The organism is Hoeflea sp. AS60, assembly GCF_038900115.1.
Classification (GTDB): domain Bacteria; phylum Pseudomonadota; class Alphaproteobacteria; order Rhizobiales; family Rhizobiaceae; genus Hoeflea.
Map to the genome: position 1 here is coordinate 649,634 of NZ_JBBMQP010000001.1, position 22,789 is coordinate 672,422.

General features: G+C 60.7%; 24 protein-coding genes and 1 riboswitch. Of the genes, 8 read left to right on the plus strand and 16 right to left on the minus strand.

The genetic code is table 11. From position 1 onward, the window contains the following. Positions 1-35: 35 nt before the first annotated feature. From WNZ14_RS03055 to WNZ14_RS03080, 6 genes are all read right to left on the minus strand, one after another. The gene (locus WNZ14_RS03055) at positions 36-1,019 is read right to left on the minus strand and encodes an ABC transporter substrate-binding protein (RefSeq protein WP_342867129.1); all 984 of its coding nucleotides are present in this window, start codon (positions 1,017-1,019) and stop codon (positions 36-38) included. A 2-nt stretch (positions 1,020-1,021) separates the two neighbouring features. Beyond that, entirely contained in the window at positions 1,022-1,771 is a 750-nt protein-coding gene (locus WNZ14_RS03060; RefSeq protein ID WP_342867130.1) for an ABC transporter ATP-binding protein, read from the minus strand. Further along, positions 1,768-2,556 (minus strand): ABC transporter permease, encoded by a 789-nt coding sequence (locus WNZ14_RS03065; RefSeq protein ID WP_342867131.1) that lies wholly within the window; start codon positions 2,554-2,556, stop codon positions 1,768-1,770. Before WNZ14_RS03065 ends, WNZ14_RS03060 begins: the two co-directional genes overlap by 4 nt. A gap of 4 nt (positions 2,557-2,560) precedes the next feature. Next, positions 2,561-3,169 (minus strand): YkoF family thiamine/hydroxymethylpyrimidine-binding protein, encoded by a 609-nt coding sequence (locus tag WNZ14_RS03070; protein WP_342867132.1) that lies wholly within the window; start codon positions 3,167-3,169, stop codon positions 2,561-2,563. Further along, positions 3,164-3,277: riboswitch (TPP riboswitch) on the minus strand. It overlaps the preceding gene by 6 nt. A gap of 104 nt (positions 3,278-3,381) precedes the next feature. Beyond that, positions 3,382-5,040 carry a diguanylate cyclase gene (locus tag WNZ14_RS03075; RefSeq protein WP_342867133.1) on the minus strand — a complete coding sequence of 553 codons (1,659 nt, stop codon included), beginning with the start codon at positions 5,038-5,040 and terminating at the stop codon, positions 3,382-3,384. Between the two features lie 82 nt (positions 5,041-5,122). Next, on the minus strand, positions 5,123-5,449 hold the full coding sequence (locus tag WNZ14_RS03080; RefSeq protein WP_342867134.1) for a hypothetical protein: 327 nt from the start codon (positions 5,447-5,449) through the stop codon (positions 5,123-5,125). Here WNZ14_RS03080 and WNZ14_RS03085 point away from each other — a divergent pair. The 5 genes from WNZ14_RS03085 (at position 5,448) to WNZ14_RS03105 (ending at position 11,198) form a co-directional block, all read left to right on the plus strand. Continuing rightward, positions 5,448-6,527: an MBL fold metallo-hydrolase gene (locus tag WNZ14_RS03085; RefSeq protein WP_342867135.1), complete on the plus strand. Its 1,080-nt coding sequence runs from the start codon at positions 5,448-5,450 to the stop codon at positions 6,525-6,527. The two genes, WNZ14_RS03080 and WNZ14_RS03085, sit on opposite strands and share 2 nt — an antisense overlap. Before the next feature lie 81 nt (positions 6,528-6,608). Continuing rightward, positions 6,609-7,487, plus strand: coding sequence for a diaminopimelate epimerase (dapF, locus tag WNZ14_RS03090; RefSeq protein ID WP_342867136.1), 879 nt, complete (start codon positions 6,609-6,611; stop codon positions 7,485-7,487). Next, on the plus strand, positions 7,484-8,794 hold the full coding sequence (gene mtaB / locus WNZ14_RS03095) for a tRNA (N(6)-L-threonylcarbamoyladenosine(37)-C(2))-methylthiotransferase MtaB (protein ID WP_342867137.1): 1,311 nt from the start codon (positions 7,484-7,486) through the stop codon (positions 8,792-8,794). Before dapF ends, mtaB begins: the two co-directional genes overlap by 4 nt. A gap of 23 nt (positions 8,795-8,817) precedes the next feature. Continuing rightward, a complete protein-coding gene (gene ftsY / locus WNZ14_RS03100) occupies positions 8,818-10,488 on the plus strand; it encodes a signal recognition particle-docking protein FtsY (protein ID WP_342867138.1) in 1,671 nt (556 codons plus the stop codon). Next, positions 10,485-11,198, plus strand: a complete 714-nt coding sequence (locus tag WNZ14_RS03105) for a septation protein A (RefSeq protein WP_342867139.1) — start codon at positions 10,485-10,487, stop codon at positions 11,196-11,198. The genes ftsY and WNZ14_RS03105 overlap by 4 nt, the downstream gene beginning before the upstream one ends. 9 nt (positions 11,199-11,207) lie before the next feature. Here the strand turns inward: WNZ14_RS03105 and WNZ14_RS03110 are convergent, their stop codons facing one another. From WNZ14_RS03110 to ccmA, 10 genes are all read right to left on the minus strand, one after another. Then, positions 11,208-11,891: a hypothetical protein gene (locus WNZ14_RS03110; RefSeq protein ID WP_342867140.1), complete on the minus strand. Its 684-nt coding sequence runs from the start codon at positions 11,889-11,891 to the stop codon at positions 11,208-11,210. 142 nt (positions 11,892-12,033) lie between these two features. After that, complete coding sequence (locus WNZ14_RS03115; protein WP_342867141.1) at positions 12,034-12,753, minus strand: anti-sigma factor; 720 nt, start codon at positions 12,751-12,753, stop codon at positions 12,034-12,036. After that, the gene (locus WNZ14_RS03120; RefSeq protein ID WP_342867142.1) at positions 12,750-13,280 is read right to left on the minus strand and encodes a sigma-70 family RNA polymerase sigma factor; all 531 of its coding nucleotides are present in this window, start codon (positions 13,278-13,280) and stop codon (positions 12,750-12,752) included. The genes WNZ14_RS03115 and WNZ14_RS03120 overlap by 4 nt, the downstream gene beginning before the upstream one ends. A gap of 201 nt (positions 13,281-13,481) precedes the next feature. Then, complete coding sequence (locus WNZ14_RS03125; protein WP_342867143.1) at positions 13,482-14,276, minus strand: DUF4394 domain-containing protein; 795 nt, start codon at positions 14,274-14,276, stop codon at positions 13,482-13,484. Between the two features lie 157 nt (positions 14,277-14,433). Beyond that, positions 14,434-14,961: an NUDIX hydrolase gene (locus WNZ14_RS03130; protein ID WP_342867144.1), complete on the minus strand. Its 528-nt coding sequence runs from the start codon at positions 14,959-14,961 to the stop codon at positions 14,434-14,436. A gap of 68 nt (positions 14,962-15,029) precedes the next feature. After that, entirely contained in the window at positions 15,030-15,641 is a 612-nt protein-coding gene (locus tag WNZ14_RS03135; RefSeq protein WP_342867145.1) for a DsbE family thiol:disulfide interchange protein, read from the minus strand. Next, positions 15,641-15,811 carry a heme exporter protein CcmD gene (gene ccmD / locus WNZ14_RS03140; RefSeq protein ID WP_342867146.1) on the minus strand — a complete coding sequence of 57 codons (171 nt, stop codon included), beginning with the start codon at positions 15,809-15,811 and terminating at the stop codon, positions 15,641-15,643. Before ccmD ends, WNZ14_RS03135 begins: the two co-directional genes overlap by 1 nt. Before the next feature lie 5 nt (positions 15,812-15,816). Then, on the minus strand, positions 15,817-16,578 hold the full coding sequence (locus WNZ14_RS03145) for a heme ABC transporter permease (RefSeq protein WP_342867147.1): 762 nt from the start codon (positions 16,576-16,578) through the stop codon (positions 15,817-15,819). A gap of 44 nt (positions 16,579-16,622) precedes the next feature. After that, positions 16,623-17,285, minus strand: coding sequence for a heme exporter protein CcmB (gene ccmB / locus WNZ14_RS03150; RefSeq protein ID WP_342867148.1), 663 nt, complete (start codon positions 17,283-17,285; stop codon positions 16,623-16,625). After that, the gene (ccmA, locus tag WNZ14_RS03155; RefSeq protein WP_342867149.1) at positions 17,282-17,932 is read right to left on the minus strand and encodes a heme ABC exporter ATP-binding protein CcmA; all 651 of its coding nucleotides are present in this window, start codon (positions 17,930-17,932) and stop codon (positions 17,282-17,284) included. Before ccmA ends, ccmB begins: the two co-directional genes overlap by 4 nt. Positions 17,933-18,226: 294 nt before the next feature. Here ccmA and acnA point away from each other — a divergent pair, with 294 nt between their 5' ends. The 3 genes from acnA (at position 18,227) to WNZ14_RS03170 (ending at position 22,789) form a co-directional block, all read left to right on the plus strand. After that, positions 18,227-20,917 carry an aconitate hydratase AcnA gene (gene acnA, locus WNZ14_RS03160; RefSeq protein WP_342867150.1) on the plus strand — a complete coding sequence of 897 codons (2,691 nt, stop codon included), beginning with the start codon at positions 18,227-18,229 and terminating at the stop codon, positions 20,915-20,917. A 251-nt stretch (positions 20,918-21,168) separates the two neighbouring features. Further along, a complete protein-coding gene (locus tag WNZ14_RS03165) occupies positions 21,169-21,912 on the plus strand; it encodes a DUF1223 domain-containing protein (RefSeq protein ID WP_342867151.1) in 744 nt (247 codons plus the stop codon). Positions 21,913-22,414: 502 nt separating this feature from the next. Further along, positions 22,415-22,789, plus strand: a complete 375-nt coding sequence (locus WNZ14_RS03170; protein ID WP_342868493.1) for a DUF2794 domain-containing protein — start codon at positions 22,415-22,417, stop codon at positions 22,787-22,789.

Here is a 22,789-nt window from a genome sequence, read left to right on the forward strand (position 1 = left end):
GAAACCGCCGAAGCGGCTTCGGTGGTTCTGCGCTCTTACCGGGCGAGATAGGCGTTGGTATACCAGCCCGAGACATCCGGCATTTCTTTGAGCGCATCGCCATTGGCATCCCGCAGCATGCCCGCTTTGAAAAGGAAACCGGTGATCCCGTCGATCAGGCCGGAATCGATCAGGCCGACCGGCTCGTTTGCATCGCGGAGGTATCCGCCATCAACCAGCGCCTTCATCGAGGCATGGACCAGCTCGGGGTTGGACAGCATGCCGCCGGTTTCGGCAATCAGGATGTCCGCTGCGGCGTCCGGGTTGTCGGCAGCAAAGGCATAGCCGCGCTGGGCAGCCTTGACGAAGGCGCCGGCGGTCTCCGCGTTGGCGGCAAGCCAGGTGGCGTTGCCGCCCAAAAATGTGGTGTGCTGGTCCGGCACGCCATAATCGGCATAGGAAAAGGCGCGTTGAGGCCGGCCGAGCAGTTCCGAATTAACGCCTTCCCAGGTGCTGACCTCGAGCGTGAAATCGACCGAACCGTTGGCCAAGGCCTCATAGGCCGAGGTGCCGAGCGTCACCGTGTCGAATGTGCCCTTGCCGCCATCAAACCGGATGATCGAGCCGATCAGCGCGTTTTCCCATGCGCTGCCGAAACCGGCATAGATCTTCCCGTCGAGATCGGCAGGGCGCTGAATGTCGTCGCGATTTCCGTTGAACACCAGACGCCCGGTTTCGTGCTGAACGACCGCCATCACCGCCCTCATGTCCGCGCCCATCGCGCGCTGGCTGTGGAAGCTGACGGCGCTGAGGATTCCAAACTCAGCCACGCCTGTCGACACGAGCGTGCCTGACGAGGTGTCGGTGTAGGGCAGTATCTCGACCTCTAGCCCGGCCTCCCTGAACCAGCCTTTCGACTGAGCGACGTAAAGCCCGACATGGTTGGTGTTGGGCGTCCAGTCGAGCGCCACGGTGAGTTTCTCGGCGGCGAGCGCGGGCGTAGCCGCGAGAAGCAAAATGGCTGCAAGCACTGTCTTCATGATCAATCTCCGGTTTGGGTGAGAAGCGTGTCGAGAAGGTCTGCCTCGAGACGGATGGCCTCAGGGGGCAAGGTCCGGCCGAGACGCGGACGCGGTCCGGGCACGGTGAATTCTGCGATTATGCGGGCGGGGCGGGGCGAGAAGACATAGATCCGGTCTGACAGCGCCACTGCTTCGCGCACATCATGAGTGACCAGAAGCGTGGTCCAGCGCGATTCTTGCCAGCGGCGCTCAAGCCAGCGCTGCATCTCGGTCCGGGTGAGGGCATCGAGCGCGCCGAAAGGCTCATCAAGCAACTGGATCGGCCGGTCCTGCACGATGGTGCGCATCAGCGCCGCGCGCTGGCGCATGCCGCCGGACAATTGCGCCGGGTAATGATGCTCGAACCCGGCAAGGCCGAAGGTTGCAAACAGCGGCAAGACTTTGGCGCGCGCCTGCGCCCGATCCATACCCTGCACCTCGAGCCCGAGGATGACATTGTCGATGATCCGCCGCCACGGCATCAGCGCATCGCGTTGCGGCATGAAAGCAAAAGCCTGCGAATTGCGCGAAAGCTGGTCGCCATTGATCCGGATCTCGCCGCGATCAGGCTTGAGCGCGCCGGTCAGCAGCCGGAACAGGCTGGATTTGCCCGAGCCGGAGGGCCCAAGGATCGACACGAACTCACCATCCGCGACATGCAGAGAGATATCGTCGAGCACCGCCGTGCCGCCAAGTGTGAGGCCGACATTGCTGATGGTGAGCACGGTCATGGCGAAGTCCCCGCATGGCGCCAACGCAAGACGAACCATTGAAGCAGCGCGGTTGCGCCAAACAGCGCGAGCGTCAGCACTGAACTGATCACCACAGCCGCCAGCATCAGGTCCGGGCGAAAACTGTTCTTGGCATTGAGAATGACGATTCCAAGGCCTGCGCGCGCTCCGACATATTCGGCAAAGATCGCCGCCACCACCGCATAGGTGATCGAGATTCGAAGGCCGGCAAAGAAATAGGGCATGGCCGAGGGAAACCGGGCGCGGCGGAAGATGCTGAGCCGCGAGGCGCCCATGGAGCCAAGCAGCGCCTCGATTTCGGGTTCGGTGGAGTCGTAGCCATCTACCAGCGCCACCAGCATCGGAAAGAATGTGACCAGCGCTACCAGCAGGATCTTTGGCGTCAACCCGAAGCCGAACCAGAGCACCACCAGCGGCGCGATCGCCACCAGAGGCAGGGTCTGGCTAATGACGAAGACCGGAAACAGCGCCCGCCTGAGCCTTGGCATGAAGTCGATCAGCAGCGAGAGAACGAAAGCGACGGTCAGCGAGAAGGCAAAGCCTGTCAGCGTCGCTTGCAGCGTGGGCAGCGTGTTGGCCCACAACAGATCGCGGTTGACCACGATCTGATCTGCCACCCGCGACGGCGCAGGCAGCACCAGCGCAGATATGCCCGAAAGCCGGACATAGATCTCCCATACTGCAAGAGCAGCCGCAACACTGAGGATAGCCGGCAGGCTCTGCAAGAGCCTGACCGCCGGCATGCCGGACGGAGATCGAGCCATGGGATCAGCTGATCGAAGGGCTGTTGGCTGAAACAGTCAGATCAATGGTGACATGGCCTTCGGGCGGCCCGAAGCGACAGAACGCCTCCCGCAGGGTGGCAAACACCGCGCCCGAATCGCCTTTGAGCCGGGTGCAGAAATTCTTGGATCGGTCGAATGTGCCGCTGGTCTTGAGAAAATCGATGCAGCCCATGATCTCGGCCATGTGGTCGCCCGCACCCATCACATAGAGCGAGAACTGCGCCCGGGCCACTTCTCCGGTCTGTGGTGCTTCCGCCAGAGCCGCATGCGCCGCAGTCTGGCGTAAGCTGAGCGGTTCGGACGGATTGGCGAGAGCATTGGTCTGGCAGATCGGATCATCCGGCTCGCCGGGGCATCCGCGCGACAGCGTTGCCCTGAGCACGACATGAGCCCGTGTGCCGGCCGCGGCGACATAGAGATCGCGCAGCGCCGGAAACAGAACTTCAGGGGGCCCGACAATCAGCGTCGAGATGTCATCTGTCTCGATCCTGAGACGATCCCGATAGGGATCGAGCGCCGAGAGTGACGACAGGATGACGTCCACGAACCCGTCGGTCATGGGGTAAAGGGATACTTGCGCGCCTGCGAACATCTTGGTTCCTCCTTGCTACGCTGGCATTATCCAGATCAGCTTCGAGGGTCCGTTGGCATGGCGCCAACATCTCAGCCGCGGCTCTACGCGGCACCCCTGTGGTGAGGCGTATTCAACAGGCTTTGCATGCAAATGCAAGTGTCTTCTTTGCCCTCCGCGTGGTTTTTCAGAGCACTTCGAGGCGCCAAGACCCGAGCCGAGACAATACTGCCTTACAGTCTGCCCCCGGCCCTGCCCCTGGTTACGCGGCGGTCGCCTGCATTGCCGCTCACGGCAGGTTCTTCCCCGGCCAAGCCGCCGAGATGCTCACCCCAGACGATGTCCCTATTGCGCCCGGAAATCTTGGCCCGGTAAAGCGCAACGTCAGCCGCCTTCGTGCACTCCTCAAGCGAAGTTCCTGCCTCAGGCGCGAGGGCAATGCCGGCAGAGAAGGACAAGGCGGCATACTGCATCTCGCCAATCTTGTGGGTGGCCAGTTCGTGCCGCCACATTGTGCATCGTTCGAGCGCCTGATCGCGGGTCGTGGCCGGCAGCACGACGAGGAATTCCTCGCCGCCATAGCGAAACGCCATTTCCGCGCCTTGCAAGCTGTCGCTGAGGATCATTGCGAAAGTCGACAGGACCTTGTCCCCGACATCGTGGCCGTACCGATCGTTGACCTGCTTGAAGTAGTCGAGATCCAGCAGGACAAGCGACACCGGTGTGTCATCGTTCGCGCTCGAAATCACAGGCGGGATAACCGTGCTGGCGTGACGGCGGTTGAACAGGCCGGTTAGGTGATCGCGAAAAGCCTGCTGCTCCAGCTGTTCTTGCAGGCGCATGTTTTCCTCAAGGCGCAGTTTCAGCGCCTCCCCGGCATCCGAGAGGCTTTTCTGCGCTGCTTCACGCGCGGTGACGTTGCGCAACACAAGCATCACGCTGCCTTTCCGGCCCCATTGCTCCAAGGGCTGGACGGACACCTCGAAAGTCTTCTCCATGGTCTCGAAGTGAACCATCGGCTTTGCGGCCTCTGTCTGCGCATCTGTGCCGACAAAACCCATCAGCGGATGGGATGGCGGAAGTATCGTGCCGACGGTATCGGCGCTGAATCCAGTCAGTTTCTCCGCCGCAGGATTGATCTCGAGAACCAGACCGCTCGGTTCAAGCACCACGATCGGGTCCGGCAAAATCGAGACAATCACATCCCGGGCGATGGGTGGTGCGATGAACAGCTTTCCACGCTGTTGCGCAAAAAGCACGGCCAGCACGGTCGCAGCGAAAGCAAACGGAGTCGGATCGTCGTCGAAGAGCCGGAACCCAAACAGGTTGAAAGCCGCGTTGCACGCCCAGGGGGCACATGTTGCCAACAAGAGCGCAATCATTTGACGCCTGTGCAGACGGGCAGCGTACTTCAATTGGGAAATCGACATCAGGCAGGCAAGGAGCATGCTCAGATACATCCCCCCCAAGAGCACATAAAACAGTCGCCCGTGGGAGAAGGTTGGCCGTTGTTCGCTGATAACGCCGGTATATATCCAGTGATGATAGCCATCCGTCAGGGCGGCGAAGCCTGCGAGCCCACTGATCAGGAAAATGACGGTGATCGGCAGCCGTCTTGTGACCTGGCTGAAGCCTGCATGATCTAGAAATCCTGCCGACCAGAATAGCGGTGTGGCAATAACACCAAACCAGGCGAGCCTGCTGAACAGAATCTTGTCCGACAGATCCACACTGTTGAGGCGAAGCACCACCATGGCGATCCACCAGATCGAGGCCACGGCTGCCATTGCGAAGGCGACTCGGCCCGGCGCTGCCGGCGACGTGATGATTCGTCCGACCACGAGAATCGCAAGCATCGCGATCACAAAAAGGATCGGTGTCGAAAAGCTCATCATCAATCCTTCAAACACGATGGCCGAGCGGGCTTGCCACGCGCTGTCATTACACCCCCGATAATTCAGTACCCGTGTTTCCCTAATGAAGTTTTGCCACGCACCACAATAACTTGCCAACGATCGGATTCGGCCCGGCAAGCGGGCGGCAGCGCAACGCGGAGAAACAAATGATGCAGGTTGGCGACAAATCACCCAGTGCGGAGCGCGGCACAGACCTGCCTGTAAATTGGCCAATCCCTTGTCCCGCAACGGTCAAGGCGATGCTTTCAACCAGAAAAAGGATCGCTTGTCCGCAACAATAACCACAGAATGAAGCCAGGTTGCGCCAGTCTTCGGATAGCTGGCCCCGCCCTCCGCAACCATTTTCTCTTGATCCCTCCCGCAACCCCACCATATTTGATGTCATGAAACGTCGCTCCTTTCTCAAATTTTCAGCGCTCGCCGCCTTGTTGGGCCTTGGCGCATCGGGGACCGCCATGGCTGTAGCCAGAAATTCCAACCGATATCACTCGGGTCCGGTCAGCGATCATTTCGACGGGGTGCGGTTTTTCAATCCCGATGGCGCGGATCCAAAGGGTTTCACCGATGTGTTGAGATGGAAGCTGGGTGGCAAGCAGGCAAGCTGGCCAGCGACCGTAAAGAGCCCCTTTGCGCCCAACCGGCCGGAGCCACAGATCGAGGGCGACCGCTTGCGCATCACCATGGTCGGCCACGCCACCATGCTGATCCAGACCGCAGGGCTGAACATCCTGACCGACCCTGTCTGGTCCGAGCGCGCCAGTCCGCTGTCATTTGCCGGGCCGAAGCGGGTTACGGCGCCGGGCATTGCCTTTGAGGACCTGCCGAAGATCGACCTGGTCCTGCTTTCGCACAATCATTACGACCATCTCGATCTCGTCACCATGGCGCGGCTTGAGCAGGCCCATGATCCGCTTGTGATCACGCCGCTCGGCAATGACGCCATCATCAAGGCGCAGGCCCCGATGATGCGGGTGAAGACAGCGGATTGGGGCGAGTCGATCCAGTCCGGCCCCGCGACTATCCATTTCGAGCCCTGTCACCATTGGTCGGCGCGCGGCATGAACGACCGTTCGATGGCGCTTTGGGCAGCTTTCGTGATCGAGACCCCGGGCGGCAAGATCCTGCATATCGGCGACACCGGTTTCGACAAGGGCAGGCCCTACACCAATGCCAAAGAACGACACGGCAAGTTCCGCGCAGCCATCCTGCCCGTCGGCGCCTATGAGCCGCGCTGGTTCATGAAAGACCAGCACCAGGACCCGGACGAGGCGATCGACGGCTTCCTGATGTCAGGTGCCGACTACGCGCTGGGCCATCACTGGGGCACGTTCCAGCTGACCGATGAAGGCCGTGATGCGCCTGCGGACCTGCTTCAGGCCAAGCTGGCCGAGAAAGGCGTCGCCAAGGACCGTTTCCGGCCGCTGCATGTCGGCGAAGCCTGGGATTTGCCACTCACCACCTGACCGGGATAGCCCGCCCCTCCCGCACTGGTAATCGGACAGGTTTTCGGCCATATAGGCCCCGAACAACAACGGGTGCATGCGATGGGATCGACGGTTCCTTTTGCCAAGATGAACGGACTGGGCAACGACATTGTCGTCATCGACATGCGCGGCCGCCGGGACATCGTGACTCCGGAAGCAGCGATCACGCTTGCGGCCGGAAGCCGCACCGGCTTTGACCAGATCATGGCAATCCATGACATCGATCTCGACGGGGTCGATTACCGCATCGATATCCTCAATCGTGACGGCAGCCGCGCCCAGGCCTGCGGCAACGGCACAAGATGCGTGGTGCAGGCGCTGGCCTCGGAAACAGGCCGCAAGAGCTTCACCTTCAAGACGCTGGCCGGGATCCTGACCGCCGAAGAACATGCCGACGGCACGATTTCAGTCGACATGGGCCGGCCGGAATTTGCCTGGGACAAGATCCCGCTCGCCGAGGAGTTTCACGACACCACCCGGATCGAGTTGCAGATTGGTCCGATCGAGGCGCCGGTTCTGCATTCACCCTCGGTGATGTCGATTGGCAATCCGCACGCCATCTTCTGGGTCAAGCAAGACGTGTGGTCCTATGATCTGGAACGCTTCGGCCCGCTGCTCGAAAACCATCCGATTTTCCCCGAACGCGCCAATATCTCGATCGCCCGGGTGATAGATGACAAGACGCTGGACCTGAGAACCTGGGAACGCGGCGTCGGCCTCACCCGCGCCTGCGGATCCGCCGCTTGTGCTGCGGGTGTGTGCGCTGCCCGCACGGCCCGCACCGGGCGCACGGTTACCGTCAATGTGCCTGGCGGGCCGCTGCTGATCGAATGGCGCGCCGATAACCATGTGATCATGACCGGCCCGGCGGAATGGGAATTTTCCGGCCAGGTTGATCCGCTGACAGGAGATTGGCAGGCTGATGAGGTGGTTGCGTGAGCGGCGTTCGCGTACTCACCCTCGGATGCCGGCTCAACACCTATGAATCGGAGACCATGCGCAAGGCGGCCGAAACCGCCGGCCTCAACAACGCCATTCTGGTCAACACCTGCGCGGTGACCGCAGACGCGGTGCGCCAAGCGCGCCAGACCATCCGCCGGGCCCGGCGCGACAACCCGAACGCCCGCATCGTGGTGTCGGGCTGCGCCGCCCAGACCGAGCCCGAGACCTTCGCCGCCATGGACGAGGTCGACGCGGTTATCGGCAATGACGACAAGGCACGTGTCTCTACCTACCAAAAACTTCCCGATTTTGGCGTCTCCGAGACCGAGAAGATACGCGTCAACGACATCATGTCCGTGCGCGAGACCGCACCGCAGATGATCGAGGCCATTGCCGGCCAGGCCCGTGCCTTTGTGCAGGTTCAAAACGGTTGCGACCACCGCTGCACCTTCTGCGTCATTCCCTTTGGCCGCGGCAATTCCCGCTCGGTGCCGATGGGGGCAGTCGTCGAGCAGATCGCGAAGCTGGTCGACAACGGCTACCAGGAAGCGGTGATCACCGGTGTCGATGCCACAAGCTACGGCGCCGACCTGCCCGGCAGCCCGACGCTCGGAACACTGGCTGCCACCATCCTCAGGCAGGTGCCCGACCTCAAAAGGCTGCGGCTCTCCTCGATTGATTCAATCGAAGTTGATGACGCGTTGATGGACCTGATTGCGACTGAGCCGCGGTTCATGCCGCATCTCCACCTGTCGCTGCAGCATGGCGACGACCTGATCCTCAAGCGCATGAAGCGCCGTCATGGCCGCGCTGACGCAATTGAATTCTGCCGCAAGGTGCGCGATCTGCGGCCCGGATTTGCCTTCGGCGCCGACCTGATTGCAGGCTTCCCGACCGAAACTGATGAGATGTTTGCCCGCTCACTCGACATCGTCGAGGAATGCGGCCTAACGTTTCTGCACGTCTTCCCCTACTCGCCCCGCGCTGGCACACCGGCCTCGCGCATGCCGCAGCTTGACCGCAGGTTGATAAAGGAGCGCGCAGCGCGGTTGAGAGATCGTGGCGAACAGGCCTATGATGCCCACCTCTCCGCAATGGCGGCAGCAGGCGAAACCCATTCGGTTCTGGTCGAGTTTTCCGGCACCGCGCGGACAGAAAATTTCACCCCGGTGGTTGCGCCCGACGCGCCACGGGGCCAGATGGCTCTGGTAAGGGTCAATGGTCGTACCGCAGATCACCTGACCGGCGACGTTCTTGCCGCGGCGACGCAACAAATGCAAACGGCAGACTTCGCCGCAGGCTGATATGAAAAAGGCACCGAACCCGCATGGCGTTTAACTTCATCAAAAAGGTTTTCTCCTTCGGGAAAGACAAGGAAGACGCGCCTCAGCCGAAAACGGTAGATCAGACATCGCCTGAACAAGCCGTCGGAGCACCCTTTGCAGCCGATGCCGCAACGTCCGAACAGGCGTTCCCCAGCGACGGCGAAATGCAGTTCACCCCGGAAACGACAGTCAGCGATGAGCTCGCAACGCCGGCTCCACAGGACGAGGAGCATGCCGGCGAGCCGCCGATCCCCACCGGCAAGGCCGATGCCAACGCCTCCGAAACCGCGACGACCGCGCCGGATGAAGTCACCGTCGAGCACCGCAACGACGCCATTGACGAAGGAAAAACGCCGGACGAGCTTACCGCCGACCCGTCAACACAGGTTCTGCCGGAGCCAACCGCGCCAGAATCCGAGACACCCACTGGACAGGACGGTATGTCCCTGCCGCAGGACGACGGAGCGATGCAGTTCACTCCGGAAACGGCAGTCAGCAATATGCCCGCAACGCCGGCTCCTTCGACCGAGGAGCTTTCCGGCGAGCCAGCGATGTCTTCTGAAGCCGAGAGCGCCGAAGCCGCGGAGGAAGAGCAGGTAACGCCAGACGAGCTGACCTCTGATCCGGCAACGCCGCCCGCCCCGGAACAACCCGCCCCCCCTGCGCCCCGAAAAATGGTGGTCCGCGACACGGTGTCCGAGGCGGAACCCATTCAGAATCCGGAGCCCATCGAAGAACAACGCGGCAACTGGTGGCAGCGACTGCGCCAGGGCCTGTCGCGCACGTCAGGTCAGCTGACCGGCCAGATCTCCGGCATTTTCACCAAGCGCAAGCTCGATGAGGAAACGCTCGAAGAGCTCGAAGACATCCTGCTGCAGGCCGATCTCGGCGTCGAGACCGCGCTCAGGATCACCGACGCGCTGTCGGCGACCCGCTACGGCAAGGACATTTCACCCGCTGAAGTGCAGAAGGTGATGGCCGACGAAATCACCAGGGTACTGGGTCCAGTGGCCAAACCACTTGAACTGGATCTAAGCCACAAGCCGCATGTCATTCTTGTGGTCGGCGTCAACGGCACCGGCAAGACCACCACCATCGGCAAGCTCGCAGCCAAGCTGAGCTCCGGTGGGCTGAAGGTGACGCTTGCCGCGGGCGACACGTTCCGCGCAGCCGCCATCGAGCAGCTCAAGATCTGGGGCGATCGCACCGGTTCGAAAGTGGTCTCGACCAAGCTTGGCGCCGATGCCGCGGGTCTTGCCTATGAGGCCTTCGAGACCGCCCGCGCAGACGGCGCAGATGTTCTGATCATCGACACCGCCGGGCGTTTGCAGAACCGCACCGAGCTGATGGACGAGCTCGCCAAGGTGGTTCGCGTCATCGGCAAGCTCGATCCGGATGCTCCGCACACGGTGCTGCAGACACTCGATGCCACCACGGGCCAGAATGCGCTCAACCAGGTCGAGATTTTCCGGAATGTCGCCGGCGTCAACGGCCTGGTGATGACCAAGCTCGACGGCACCGCGCGCGGCGGCATCCTTGTCGCCATCGCCGCCAAACACAAGCTGCCGGTCTATTTCGTCGGCGTCGGCGAGGGTGTAGACGATCTCGAACCCTTTGAAGCGGCAGATTTTGCCGCCGCCATTGCCGGACAGCCGGCCGGAGACCTGAAATGAGCGACAGCAACCGGACCGGCTCCCGGCCGTCTGATCCCCAGAACGGCGATGAAGACATCCAGATCTTTGAACGCGATCCCGGTGACCCGGGGCGCAAGAAGATCAATCCGCTGCTCAAGATGGCTCTCGAGATCGGGCCGCTGATGGTGTTTTTCTTCGCCAATGCGCGCGGCGACTGGATCGCAGAGCGGGTGCCGTTCCTGTCCAATATCGGCGGTCCGATCTTCGTCGGCACCGCCTGCTTCATGATCGCCACAGCCGTGGCGCTGAGTGTCTCGTGGGCGCTGACCCGGACATTGCCGATCATGCCGCTGCTGTCGGGCGCGGTGGTGCTGGTTTTCGGCGCGCTGACGCTGTGGCTGCAGGACGAAACCTTCATCAAGGTCAAGCCGACCATCATCAACACCATGTTTGGCGTGATCCTGCTCGGCGGCATGCTGTTCGGAAAATCATTCCTCGGCTACGTGTTTGATTCTGCCTTCCGCCTCACTGCGGAAGGCTGGCGTATCCTCAACCTTCGCTGGGGCCTGTTCTTCCTCGCGATGGCGGTCGTCAACGAGGTGATCTGGCGCAACTTCTCGACCGATTTCTGGATCGCCTTCAAGGTCTGGGGCAACATGCCCCTATCGATCGTCTTCACCCTGATGCAACTGCCGCTGATGCAACGCCACGCGCTGCCGGAAGAGGATGAGGACGAGGCGAAGGGCTAGCGTCCGGGGCTAAGGCCGAACAGAGCCACGAGAGATCGACATGTCGATCCCTGTTTTGGGGTCGATGTTGTACAGCACTTTGAAATTGCAGAGTTTCCCGTCCCAACACCGGGTAAACCAATCGCTCACACCGACATAGCTTGGTCTTTTCCAGATCAATGAATCGTCGGGTGGTGAAGCAAGAACAGCCGCGAGACGATAGGACACCTGCGCATCGAAGACGCCAAACAGCCCGAGCGCCAGTCTGGCCCGTCCCTGCTCGTAGTCCCACGCTCGTTTCCAGTAGACAGTGCATTGACCATCGGGGTCTTGGTCGGTGGGCATCAGGAAATCGACAAAGGCATGACCGCCATCCCAGTCGCCCTGCTCGCTGCCGGTCTTTGACAAGATGGCCGTCTTTCCTTCGGTCGCACCCCGCGCTGTCCCCCACAAATGGTCTTCACGGGTGAGAATCCGGTAGCCTTCGGGGACAAGCATCTCGGGAAGATCTCGAGTTACAGGTTGATTCAGACAGGCCTGCCGGAAGAGATGAAACACATTCAGGACGCCTCGAAGATCCGACACGTTCTCATAGGGGAATTGAAGGGTTTGCGGCTCGGATTGAGCGGCCTGCCCGGACACCAGGAGTGCTCCCAGCATGAAGCAGGATTGTCGAACTTTCTGGAGGAGCCGCGCGGGCGGGTATGCCAACATCAGAATTTCCAACGACTGTCGTTGCGCCACATCTTCAAAGACATGTCTTTATAGCACAAAAGCGCGTCATCGGCACGGGACATTCTGCCTGGACCCAGCCCGGGTTCCGAGATAGGCGCCTTCGCCTGATTTCAGCTTGCCCTCAGTAGACTGGCAGTTTCGCAAAGCCTTTTCCAAGGATCGGCCCTGTCGGCAGATTGGTCGGAGAGCCGCCCAGAGGTTCGTAGGTAATCTCGTAAAGCTGATCCGCACGAGGCGGCGGCAGGCCGTCGACGGACAGGGTGCGCGACCGCGCGGCGGCCAGAAGACCGAGCGAAACGGGGCTGCCATCCTCTTCAGGCTTGGTCCAGACCTGCATGACCCGATCATCGGGCACGCGCGCGTTTTCCAGAAGCGTGATTAGGGTCTTGTTGTTGTCATTGCCTTCGACCAGCGCAATCGGTTGGCCCTGGCTGTCGAGCAGCACGGCGATGATCGTCGGCTCGGCCACGTTCAGCAAGGACCAGCCCAGGCCGACGGCAAGCAGAAGTGCGGCAGCGAGCCCGCTCAATGCCGTCGCGCGCCATTTACTCACCGCTTTCTGAAGCGGAACTAATTTGATGATGTCAGCCGATTGCGCCGCGCTGGATCCATCGGGTTCTTTTGCGTCGAGAGATGTCTCGACACGCTGCCAGAGGTCATCCGGGAGTGGCATAATGTCAGCGGTGTCATCAAGCGCCGCAAACCGGCTGCGGGCGCGTTCAAGCTGGGCCGCGATATCGGCATCGGCCGCGCACAACGCCTCGATCTCGGCCATCTCGGTCTCGCTGGCCAGGCCCAGCACAACCTCGTCAATACGTTCAGACAGTGAACGGTCGGTCATGACAGGCACTCCCGCAATGTCAGCAACCCGCGCCGCACCCATGCCTTGACCGAGCCGAGCGGCGCGCCCATGCGCCCGGCAATCTCACCGTGGCTGTAGCCCAGGACATAGGACGAGATGATGGCCATGCGTCTGTTCGGCTCCAGGGTCTCAAGACATACGCGCAGATCATTTGTGCGCTCGAGGCGGTTGTAGGCAAGCTCGAGAATGGCATCATCAGACGCCGTTTCCGCTTCCATTGGATCAAGCGCGATTTCGCGATCATTGTGTCTCAACAGCGTCAGGCATCTGTTGCGCAAAATCGTGTAGAGCCAGGATTTTGCCTGACCCTGGCTCTGGTCGAACTGATGAGACTTCCGCCAGACCAGAACAAAGCTTTCCTGCACCGCATCCTCGGCCAGATCCTGCCGCCGCAACATCCGCCGCGCAACGCCGAGCATTCGCCCGCCCTCGGACTCCATGATGCGTTTCAGGGCAGACCGATCCCCTGCAGCGCAGGATTGGATCAGGGCAGAGAGGTCTGTCACGTGTGTGCTCTTTCCCGGTTCGCGGCGATGAGCCGTTTTTCCGGGAGAAGGATTAGAGAGCGCCCCATAGCCTGTCAAACCAGGATCAGACTTTTCACAATGGTGGAAACCGTCCATGACAGACATGCTCAAACTCAAACGAAAACCGCGGAATTGAAAGCCGGTGCGGGAAGCCCCGCACCGGCCAACGTCAGAGACGGATTACATCGCCGTCATGAAGGTGATGTCGCGCACGGTAGCGCCGTCCGTGCCCTTCAGCTCCCAGCTCTTGTCGACTGCGCCGCTTTCAAGCGACACGGTGTAGAGCATGGAACCCGAGACCAGCCATGCGGTGTTGGTGCCCGCGGCATCGGTCGCAATGTCAAAGGCATAGGTAGGGGTGCCGTCGATGCCGAGCTTGCCGACAGCAGCGAGAGTGCCGTCATTGGGCGAAGTCTGCTTGATCAGTGCCACGATGGTGCTGTCGATGTCATACATCGCTGTCGCCTCGGGCTTGCCGTAGGAATTGATATAGGCAGCAGCAACGATAGCCGGGGCTTCGCCCGCGTGCATGTCGGCTGCTTCATAGGCAAGGCTGCCATCCACGGTCACAGCGCCGCTTTCGATGTCGACGCGGTGGTTGGTGGTGCCCGACATGAAGCGCAGCTTGTTGGCCATCGGGTTGAAGTCGACGATGACAGCGCCATCGATGGGCAGCTCCTTGTCCATCTTGGAGATCACGGTTGCAGCGCCGGTTTCGGGATTGATTTCAACGATTTCAAACGTGTCGGTGACGCCAATCAGCTGGCCGGTGGCCGGACGCAGGTCAATGCCAAGCAGCTTGGCAACGCCCTGCACTTCCATCGAAGCACTCACCGTTGCTGTGGCAATGTCGATCTTGTGAATCATGTTGTCGCCCGACAGAGCGATGGCGGTCAGGTTCTGGCTCTGAGCGGGTACAATGGACGTGCCTGCAAGAAGAGCTGTCACGGCGAAAACGGATGTAAGCTTGTTCATGGTCTAAGTCCTCTGGTCTTCCGACTGCAGCCCATCTGCAGCCTGGATACCCCTAAGACTCAGCGACGATGCGGTTTGGATGCAGCGCGTCGAAATTTATTTCAAGATGGCTTTGAAAACAGGGATGTCGCCGGACCTGACAAACCTTATGCCAAGACTAAGCCGGATTGCCGAACGGTCCCGAATACCCCTTCGCCATCACTTCGCGCTCGTGGCTCAGCATCCAGTGCACTGTTGGGAAGGCGATCTCGTCGGTGGGCAGATTGTCCCAGTCGAACAGTTCAACCTCCAGGCTCTCCTCGCCGACACCGAAAAGCGCTGCGCCCGCGCCTGGGTCCATCAGCTCGGCGCGCCAGATCAGTTGAACCTGGCTCAGGTGCGGCACGGAATAGACCGCCAGCATTTCCCCCAGCTTCAGATGGGCCAGTGCCTCTTCGCGCGCCTCGCGCCTTGCGCCATCCTCTGGGGTCTCGTTGAGTTCAAGATAACCCGCCGGAATCGTCCACAAGCCGCGGCGCGGCTCGATAGCGCGCCGGCACAAGAGCACCTTGCCTTCGTGCCGAACCACCGATCCGACCACGATGCGCGGGTTCTGGTAATTGACGAAGCCGCAGGTGCGGCAGACATCGCGTTCATGGGTATCGCCATCGGGAATCAGGCGGTCAAATGTCTTGGGTGTGCTCATGGCCGACAACATAGAGCCGACACGCAGGCACGGCGAGATCTGTCGAGAGCGAAAATGACAAAAACCGCTTAACTGGTCGGCGACATCGCCTTTTCAATCGCCGGAAGCAGCTTGTCACGCAGGCTCTCGACCGTGAAAGGGCCGATCTGCTTGAACAGGATTTCCCCGTCAGGGGCGACCAGATAGGTCTCCGGAATTCCGTAAACGCCCCAGTCGATCGCCGACTTGCCGGCCGGATCAATGCCCACGGCGGCGAAAGGATTGCCCAGCTCGCCCAGAAACCTGAGCGCATTGTCGTTCTTGTCCTTGTAGTTGATGCCGACGAGCTTGATCCGCGGATCGCGCGACAGCTCCAGCAGCACCGGATGCTCCTGTCGGCATGGCACGCACCAGGAAGCCCAGACATTGACCAGCGCCAGCTTGCCCTTGATCTCGGCATCGGTAAGCGCCGGAACGGGTGCTCCGTCAGCCATCAGCCCTTCAAGCGGCTGCAACGACAGCGATGGCGCCTTGGTGCCGATCAGAACCGAGGGGATTTCGCTGGCGTCCTTGCCGGAGCCAAGCTGGTAGAGAAACACGCCCGCCAGCGCGACAAACAACACGAGCGGCAGGAACGCGATCAGCCGCCGTCGACGACCGGAAGCTGCAGCTGCGGCTTCTTCATGGGTGTCTTCGCTCATCAGTTGGACCCGCTGGCAGTGTTCGAACGCCGCCGCACGCCCTGCGCCTCGAGCTCGGCAAGTTCGCGTCGGCGCGCTCGCCCGTCAAGCAGTATGGACACCAGCAACCCGGCAAGCGTGACCGCAGTTGCCGCGTAGGACACAAACACAAAGGCCTCATGGCTCATCATCTTGGTTATGCCCCGCTGCCGATAGATTGCGCGGCCTGACGCCGCATCGTCTGCACACGCCGCCGCAGGATCTCGTTGCGCATCGCCATCAGGTGAAAGGTGAAAAAGATCAGCGTGTAGGCGATGCCCATCACCAACAGCGGATAAAGCAGGGTCGGGTGGATCGTGGGGCCATCAAGCCGCATCACGCTTGCCGGCTGGTGCAGTGTGTTCCACCAATCGACCGAAAACTTGATGATCGGGATATTGATGAAGCCGACCAGCGTCAGCACAGCGGCGGGACGGGCGGCGCGGGCCGGATCATCCATCGCCTTGTGCAGTGCCATCAGCCCGAGATACATTAGGAAAAGCACGAACACCGAGGTCAGCCGCGCATCCCAGACCCACCATGTGCCCCACATCGGCCTGCCCCAGAGCGAGCCTGTCAGCAGGGACAGGAAGGTGAAGGCTGCTCCGATCGGCAGTGCTGTCTTGGCGGCAACGTCGGCGAGCGGATGCCGCCAGACCAGTGTTCCGATCGAGGCAATCGCCATCACCGAATAGCACATCATCGCAAGCCAGGCAGCCGGCACATGGATGAACATGATCCTCACCGTGATACCCTGCTGGTAATCCTCGGGCGCCGCAAACGACATATAAAGCCCGATCAGCAGCGACAACGCCGCAGCCGTTGCCAGATACGGCAAAATCCGCCCGGACAAGGCGAGAAAGCGCGTCGGATTGGCGAGGCTCGTAAACCAGCCTTGGGATACGGTTGTGTCACTCATGGCTTTTTTCTAATCCTTGATGCGTCCGGTTTCAATGCGACAAATCAATCTGCAGCTCCCCTGAGCGCCGCCGAGGCCGCAACCGGGCCAAGAGCTGCGAAAAACAGGGCAATCGCCGACAGCATCATGAACGGCGGCCAGAACGGGTCAGGGTCGGTGACAGCCGCATAGGACGCGCTGACGCCAAAGATAAGAATCGGGATCGCCAGCGGCAGGATCAGGATCGAGACCAGCAGCCCACCGCGCGGCAGCGCCACTGCGATGGCAGCTCCCACCGCGCCGATGAAGGAAATCGCAGGCGTACCAACCAGCAGCGTCAGCATCACGGCGCCTGTGGCGGTCGCGCTCATGTTCATCAACAGGCCCAGAAGCGGGGCCGCCAGCACCAAAGGCAGGCCTGTGGCGAGCCAGTGGGCCAGGCTTTTGACGAACACCGTCAGCACCAGAGTAAACCAGTCCTGCATCACAAGCATGTCAAGCGAGCCATCTTCGCGATCAGCCTGAAACAGCCGGTCGAGACCAAGAAGCGAGGCAAGCAGCGCGCCGATCCAGAGAATTGCGGGCCCGATCCGGGCCAGAAGATTGAGATCCGGGCCAATGCCAAACGGGATCACCGCCACCACCGCCAGAAAGAACAGGACACCGAGCATTGCAGCGCCACCCGAACGGGTGGCAATCGCCAGATCGCGCCTGAGAAGCGCAATCACGTCCACGTCTCCCCAGACGCTGACGCTGCACTGTGAATTCCCGATAGTTCCAGTGTCTTTACATTCTCGAGCCCGAGCGGCTGATGCGTGGCGGCAATGGCCAGGCCGCCGCTGGCGAGATGCTTGCGCACCAGATCGGCAAACATCTGATCGGAACGCCTGTCGAGCGCCGCCGTGGGTTCATCAAGCAACCACAGCGGCCGCTTGCAAACCAGAAGCCGCGCAAGCGCAATTCGCCGCTGCTGACCAGCAGACAGATAACCGAAGGGCAGATGGGCGACACCGGTCAACCCGACCGCTTCGATGGCTTCATCGCTCGACACGCCTTCGCCGTTTTCGCTGCGCTGGAAGCGCTTCCAGAAGTCGAGATTTTCAGACACTTTGAGTTCGCGTTTCATCGCATTGCGGTGGCCAAGATAATGCGCGAATTCAGAAATCGGCAGTGCCGTTCCATCGTCACCGTGAAGCAGAAACTCCCCCGAATCAGCAGCCAGCAATCCGGCCAGAATTCGAAGCAAAGTGGATTTTCCCGAACCATTGGGTCCGGTGATGATCAGCGCTTCGCCCCGGCCAACCGTAAAGCCGATATCCTCAAACAGCACGCTGTCGCCGCGCCGTCCCTTGAGTTTCGTGGCAACTGCCTGCATTGGCCCCCGCATCCCAGGGCGTCAGACGACGCCTGGCGCTCCCGTTCAGTAAAAACTAACCACCCAAAAAAACATCCAATTGGGACATTGGTTGATCTGGCACGTTCTTACGAAATTATCTATAACCCCCGCAACCACGCCAGCGGTCGGCGTGAATTCAATCTAGCGCCGAACATGACGCCCCGGTGTCACGGGCGGACAGCGGAAATGACCGTACCCGCATCCTTGTCCACGCAATCAGCGTGTGAGGTGTTCGCCCTCAAATTCGGCTGAACTCATGAAAGCGGGTTGCCTGTGGCCAAATCACTCGACAGCTTCAATTGCCGTTCTACCCTCAAAGTCGATGACACCGAATATGTCTATTACAGCCTCGTCGAGGCCGAGAAGAATGGCCTGACCGGCATTGCGTCGCTTCCATTCTCGATGAAGGTCCTTCTCGAGAACCTGCTGCGCAATGAAGACGGAGGCACGGTGAAGAAGGATGACATCCTCGCCGTCGTCGCATGGCTGACCGACAAGGGCACCGCCGACGCTGAAATCGCCTATCGCCCGGCACGCGTGCTGATGCAGGATTTCACCGGCGTTCCCGCCGTGGTCGACCTTGCCGCCATGCGCGACGCGATGGTGGCACTCGGCGGCGACCCTCAGAAGATCAACCCGCTGGTGCCGGTCGATCTGGTCATCGACCACTCGGTCATCGTCGACGAATTCGGCACGCCGCAAGCGCTCGCTCACAATGTCGAGCACGAATATGAACGCAATGGCGAACGCTACCGCTTCCTCAAATGGGGCCAGCAGGCGTTCAAGAATTTCCGCGTCGTGCCACCCGGCACCGGCATCTGCCATCAGGTCAATCTCGAATATCTCGGCCAGACTGTCTGGACCAAGGAAGAAGACGGCGAAATCACCGCCTATCCCGACACCTGCGTCGGCACCGACAGCCACACCACCATGATCAACGGTCTGGGCGTGCTGGGCTGGGGCGTTGGCGGCATCGAGGCCGAAGCAGCCATGCTTGGCCAGCCGATCTCCATGCTGCTGCCGGAAGTCATCGGCTTCCGCCTCACCGGCGCACTTAAGGAAGGCGTCACCGCCACCGACCTGGTGCTGACCGTGGTGCAGATGCTGCGCAAGAAGGGCGTTGTCTCGAAATTCGTCGAGTTCTTCGGCCCCGGCCTTGATTCAATGACGCTGGCCGACCGCGCCACCATCGGCAACATGGGCCCTGAATACGGCGCGACCTGCGGCTTCTTCCCGGTTGATGGCGAAACCATCAACTACCTGACCATATCGGGCCGTGAAGAAAAGCGCATCAAGCTGGTTGAAGCCTACTCAAAAGCACAGGGTATGTGGCGTACAACAGGTGCCGCCGATCCGGTGTTCACCGACACGCTGGATCTGGATCTCGGTTCCGTCGTGCCGTCGATGGCCGGCCCGAAGCGTCCGGAAGGTCGCATTCCGCTGGAAGGCATCGCCGCCGGTTTCGCCAAGTCGCTTGCGGACGAGTACAAGAAACCCGATCAGCTCGATAACCGCTACCAGGTCGAGGGCGAGGATTACGATCTGGGCCATGGCGATGTCGCCATCGCCGCGATCACATCCTGCACCAACACTTCCAACCCGAGCGTGCTCATCGGCGCAGGCCTCTTGGCCCGCAACGCCCGCGCCAAGGGCCTGAAGACCAAGCCATGGGTAAAGACCTCGCTGGCACCTGGCAGTCAGGTGGTGGCAGAGTATCTGGCCAAGTCCGGTCTGCAGGACGATCTTGATGCGCTGGGCTTCAATCTTGTCGGCTTCGGCTGCACCACCTGCATCGGCAACTCGGGCCCGCTACCAGCGCCGGTCTCCAAGACCATCAATGACAAGGGTCTGATCGCCGCCGGCGTGCTCTCGGGCAACCGCAACTTCGAAGGCCGCATCTCACCTGACGTGCAGGCCAACTACCTGGCTTCACCGCCACTGGTGGTGGCTTATGCGCTGGCAGGCTCCGTGCAGAAGGATCTGACCACAGAGCCGATCGGCGATGACCAGGATGGTAACCCCGTGTTCCTCAAGGATATCTGGCCCTCCAGCCAGGAAATCCAGGAATTCATCATGAAATACGTCACCCGCGCACTCTACGCGGCCAAATATGCAGACGTGTTCAAGGGTGACGAGAACTGGCAGGCGGTCGAAGTGCCGACAAGCCAGACCTATGCCTGGGACGACAATTCGACCTATGTGCAGAACCCGCCCTATTTTGAGGGCATGGGCAAGACCGGCGCCGGCATCTCCGACATCAAGGGCGCGCGCGTGCTTGGCCTGTTCGGTGACAAGATCACCACCGACCACATCTCTCCGGCAGGTTCCATCAAGGCACAGTCACCAGCAGGCGGCTACCTGATGGATCATGGCGTCGGCGTTGCCGACTTCAACCAGTACGGCACACGCCGCGGCAACCACGAAGTCATGATGCGCGGCACTTTCGCCAACATCCGGCTGCGTAACCACATGCTCGGACCAAACGGACGCGAAGGTGGCTACACCTTCCACTATCCGTCCCGCGAGGAAGTCTCGATCTTCGATGCGGCCATGCAGTACAAGGCAGAAGGCGTCCCGCTGGTCGTCTTCGCTGGTGCCGAATACGGCAATGGCTCGTCGCGTGACTGGGCTGCAAAGGGCACCAATCTGCTTGGTGTCCGCGCCGTCATCGCCCAGTCCTACGAGCGCATTCACCGCTCCAACCTGGTCGGCATGGGTGTGATCCCATTTGTCTTCGAGAATGGCGCTTCCTGGGAAAGCCTTGGTCTGAAGGGCGACGAGTCGATTTCAATCGAGGGCCTGGCCAATGTCCAGCCCGGCGAGAAGAAGATTGCCAGCGTCACCTTTGCCGATGGCACGGTCAAGGAGGTTCCCCTGATCTGCCGCGTCGATACGCTCGACGAACTCGGTTACCTCAAGAACGGCGGCATCCTGCAGACCGTTCTGCGCGATCTGGCTGCCTGATCAGCCTAATATATGAGACTGAAAACGCCGGGGCATTGCCCCGGCGTTTTTCGTTTGAACGGATTGATGGGCGCGCGGAACGGGGTGCACAGATACCCATGACAACGAAAACCGACAGGACCCCTTCAATTTTCGCGTGATGACATGTCATGATGCTCTCACCGCAACGTGATTTGGACGTGTGCGGGACTCCACGCTACAGAATTGCAAGAGCTTACGGAGTGTTACCCAGAACCAAATGGATTGATTTCATGATTGCGCCCACATTTGCCCTTGCCATCGCCCTTCCGGTCCTCGCCGCGACTTCTTCGGTCCTGGTCAATCCGGTTGCAGCGCAGGCGGGGGATCTCAAGGGTGTTGTGGAACTGTTTACCAGCCAGGGCTGCTCGTCCTGCCCGCCTGCAGACGCCGAACTGGCAAGACTGGCAGATGAGGATGACGTGCTGGCGCTAAGCTATCACGTAAACTACTGGAATTATCTTGGATGGTCCGACACGCTGTCGAGCACGGCAAGCACGGATCGCCAGTATGGCTATGCGCGCTCGCTCCGGCGCAAGAATGTCTACACCCCCCAGGCAGTCATCAACGGCGCGGACCACGTCAACGGCGCGGATGGCTCGGCCATCAGCAAAGTCCTGAAAAAGCTGTCTGCCATCGGCGCAGGAATGACCGTCGATGTGAAGGTGGATATGACAGCAGACGGGATCAACATCACTGTCGGACCGGGCGAAGGCAAGGCAGATATCGTGGCGATCTACTATGATGAAGCCAACGTCGTGGAGATCAAGCGCGGCGAGAATTCCGGCAAGACCATGACCTATCGCCACAGCGTCCGCGACATGGAGACGGTGGGAATGTGGGACGGCGAGACTGTCAACTTGAAGCTGCCCGCAACGGTCATTTCCGCACACCCCGGACGCAAATGCGCCATCCTGCTGCAAGTTGTCGGCCCGGACGGCTCGCCCGGACGCATCCTCGGCGCTGCCAGGATCTGAATCGGTCCCGGGACAAAAAAAGACCGGCGCGAAGCCGGTCCAATGCGGGATATTTGAATGCTGCCTCACGCCCTGGGTGGGGGAACGACCTGAGACGCTCTCAACCGCCGACCCTGAAACCGTTTCAGCTCCAGAGCACTGATTGGCTGTTGAGATGATCCGTCCCGGGGACTCCGAGGGGCTGGGGGGCTGTAAATACGAAGTCCCCGGTCCGAACCGTCTGAGGCAACAAGCTGACAATCACGCTCAATTCCGGCAGGGATTTGGCTGAAATGCGGCTCAAATGGGCCCGGAGCCGATTTCTATAACTCTGGAAGTAAACAACAGCGACCGGTTGAAGCCTTTCGTGATGCTGCATTGCGGCATTGCGTTTCTCCGAATTCGGCCCGAAAATGTCCATCTCCGCTTGAAATTACGCATGTGTCAGGCAAACTGAACCGATGAAAACTGATTTGCAGACCAGATAATGGCTGATGGAACGGATTACGCGGCACCCCGCGGCATGAGCCAGGACAGCCAGACGGACAAGACGGACAGGGCGACTGTTGATCTGGCAGAAATCCGCCGCCGCAACACGCCTGAGCCGGTCACGTTCAGGCGGCGTGAGCTGGATCGCATTCTGCAGGTCTACTCGAGGATGGTCGCCGAGGGACACTGGCGCGACTATGCCATTGATCATTTGCGCGACCGGGCGGTCTTTTCCGCCTTTCGCCGTACCAGCGAAGTTCCGCTCTACCGGATCGAAAAAGACCCTTCCAGAGCCCGCAAGCAGGGCGCTTTCGCCATCATTTCCGCTGCCGGACTGGTGCTTAAACGCGGCCACGAGCTTGAAACCGTGCTGAAATATTTCGACAAGCCACCACGCTTGGTGCGCTGA

What these genes read in the sequence shown, in the direction of transcription:
- WNZ14_RS03115 (WP_342867141.1), bottom strand. Translation starts at nt 12,753, where the DNA reads ATGACCGACCGTTCACTGTCTGAACGTATTGACGAGGTTGTGCTGGGC.
- WNZ14_RS03130 (WP_342867144.1), bottom strand. Translation starts at nt 14,961, where the DNA reads ATGAGCACACCCAAGACATTTGACCGCCTGATTCCCGATGGCGATACC.
- ftsY (WP_342867138.1), top strand. Translation starts at nt 8,818, where the DNA reads ATGGCGTTTAACTTCATCAAAAAGGTTTTCTCCTTCGGGAAAGACAAG.
- WNZ14_RS03135 (WP_342867145.1), bottom strand. Translation starts at nt 15,641, where the DNA reads ATGAGCGAAGACACCCATGAAGAAGCCGCAGCTGCAGCTTCCGGTCGT.
- WNZ14_RS03055 (WP_342867129.1), bottom strand. Translation starts at nt 1,019, where the DNA reads ATGAAGACAGTGCTTGCAGCCATTTTGCTTCTCGCGGCTACGCCCGCG.
- WNZ14_RS03085 (WP_342867135.1), top strand. Translation starts at nt 5,448, where the DNA reads ATGAAACGTCGCTCCTTTCTCAAATTTTCAGCGCTCGCCGCCTTGTTG.
- WNZ14_RS03105 (WP_342867139.1), top strand. Translation starts at nt 10,485, where the DNA reads ATGAGCGACAGCAACCGGACCGGCTCCCGGCCGTCTGATCCCCAGAAC.
- WNZ14_RS03065 (WP_342867131.1), bottom strand. Translation starts at nt 2,556, where the DNA reads ATGGCTCGATCTCCGTCCGGCATGCCGGCGGTCAGGCTCTTGCAGAGC.
- WNZ14_RS03125 (WP_342867143.1), bottom strand. Translation starts at nt 14,276, where the DNA reads ATGAACAAGCTTACATCCGTTTTCGCCGTGACAGCTCTTCTTGCAGGC.
- WNZ14_RS03080 (WP_342867134.1), bottom strand. Translation starts at nt 5,449, where the DNA reads ATGACATCAAATATGGTGGGGTTGCGGGAGGGATCAAGAGAAAATGGT.
- WNZ14_RS03070 (WP_342867132.1), bottom strand. Translation starts at nt 3,169, where the DNA reads ATGTTCGCAGGCGCGCAAGTATCCCTTTACCCCATGACCGACGGGTTC.
- WNZ14_RS03170 (WP_342868493.1), top strand. Translation starts at nt 22,415, where the DNA reads ATGAGCCAGGACAGCCAGACGGACAAGACGGACAGGGCGACTGTTGAT.
- ccmA (WP_342867149.1), bottom strand. Translation starts at nt 17,932, where the DNA reads ATGCAGGCAGTTGCCACGAAACTCAAGGGACGGCGCGGCGACAGCGTG.
- WNZ14_RS03075 (WP_342867133.1), bottom strand. Translation starts at nt 5,040, where the DNA reads ATGAGCTTTTCGACACCGATCCTTTTTGTGATCGCGATGCTTGCGATT.
- ccmD (WP_342867146.1), bottom strand. Translation starts at nt 15,811, where the DNA reads ATGATGAGCCATGAGGCCTTTGTGTTTGTGTCCTACGCGGCAACTGCG.
- WNZ14_RS03145 (WP_342867147.1), bottom strand. Translation starts at nt 16,578, where the DNA reads ATGAGTGACACAACCGTATCCCAAGGCTGGTTTACGAGCCTCGCCAAT.
- WNZ14_RS03165 (WP_342867151.1), top strand. Translation starts at nt 21,169, where the DNA reads ATGATTGCGCCCACATTTGCCCTTGCCATCGCCCTTCCGGTCCTCGCC.
- WNZ14_RS03110 (WP_342867140.1), bottom strand. Translation starts at nt 11,891, where the DNA reads ATGTTGGCATACCCGCCCGCGCGGCTCCTCCAGAAAGTTCGACAATCC.
- WNZ14_RS03060 (WP_342867130.1), bottom strand. Translation starts at nt 1,771, where the DNA reads ATGACCGTGCTCACCATCAGCAATGTCGGCCTCACACTTGGCGGCACG.
- dapF (WP_342867136.1), top strand. Translation starts at nt 6,609, where the DNA reads ATGGGATCGACGGTTCCTTTTGCCAAGATGAACGGACTGGGCAACGAC.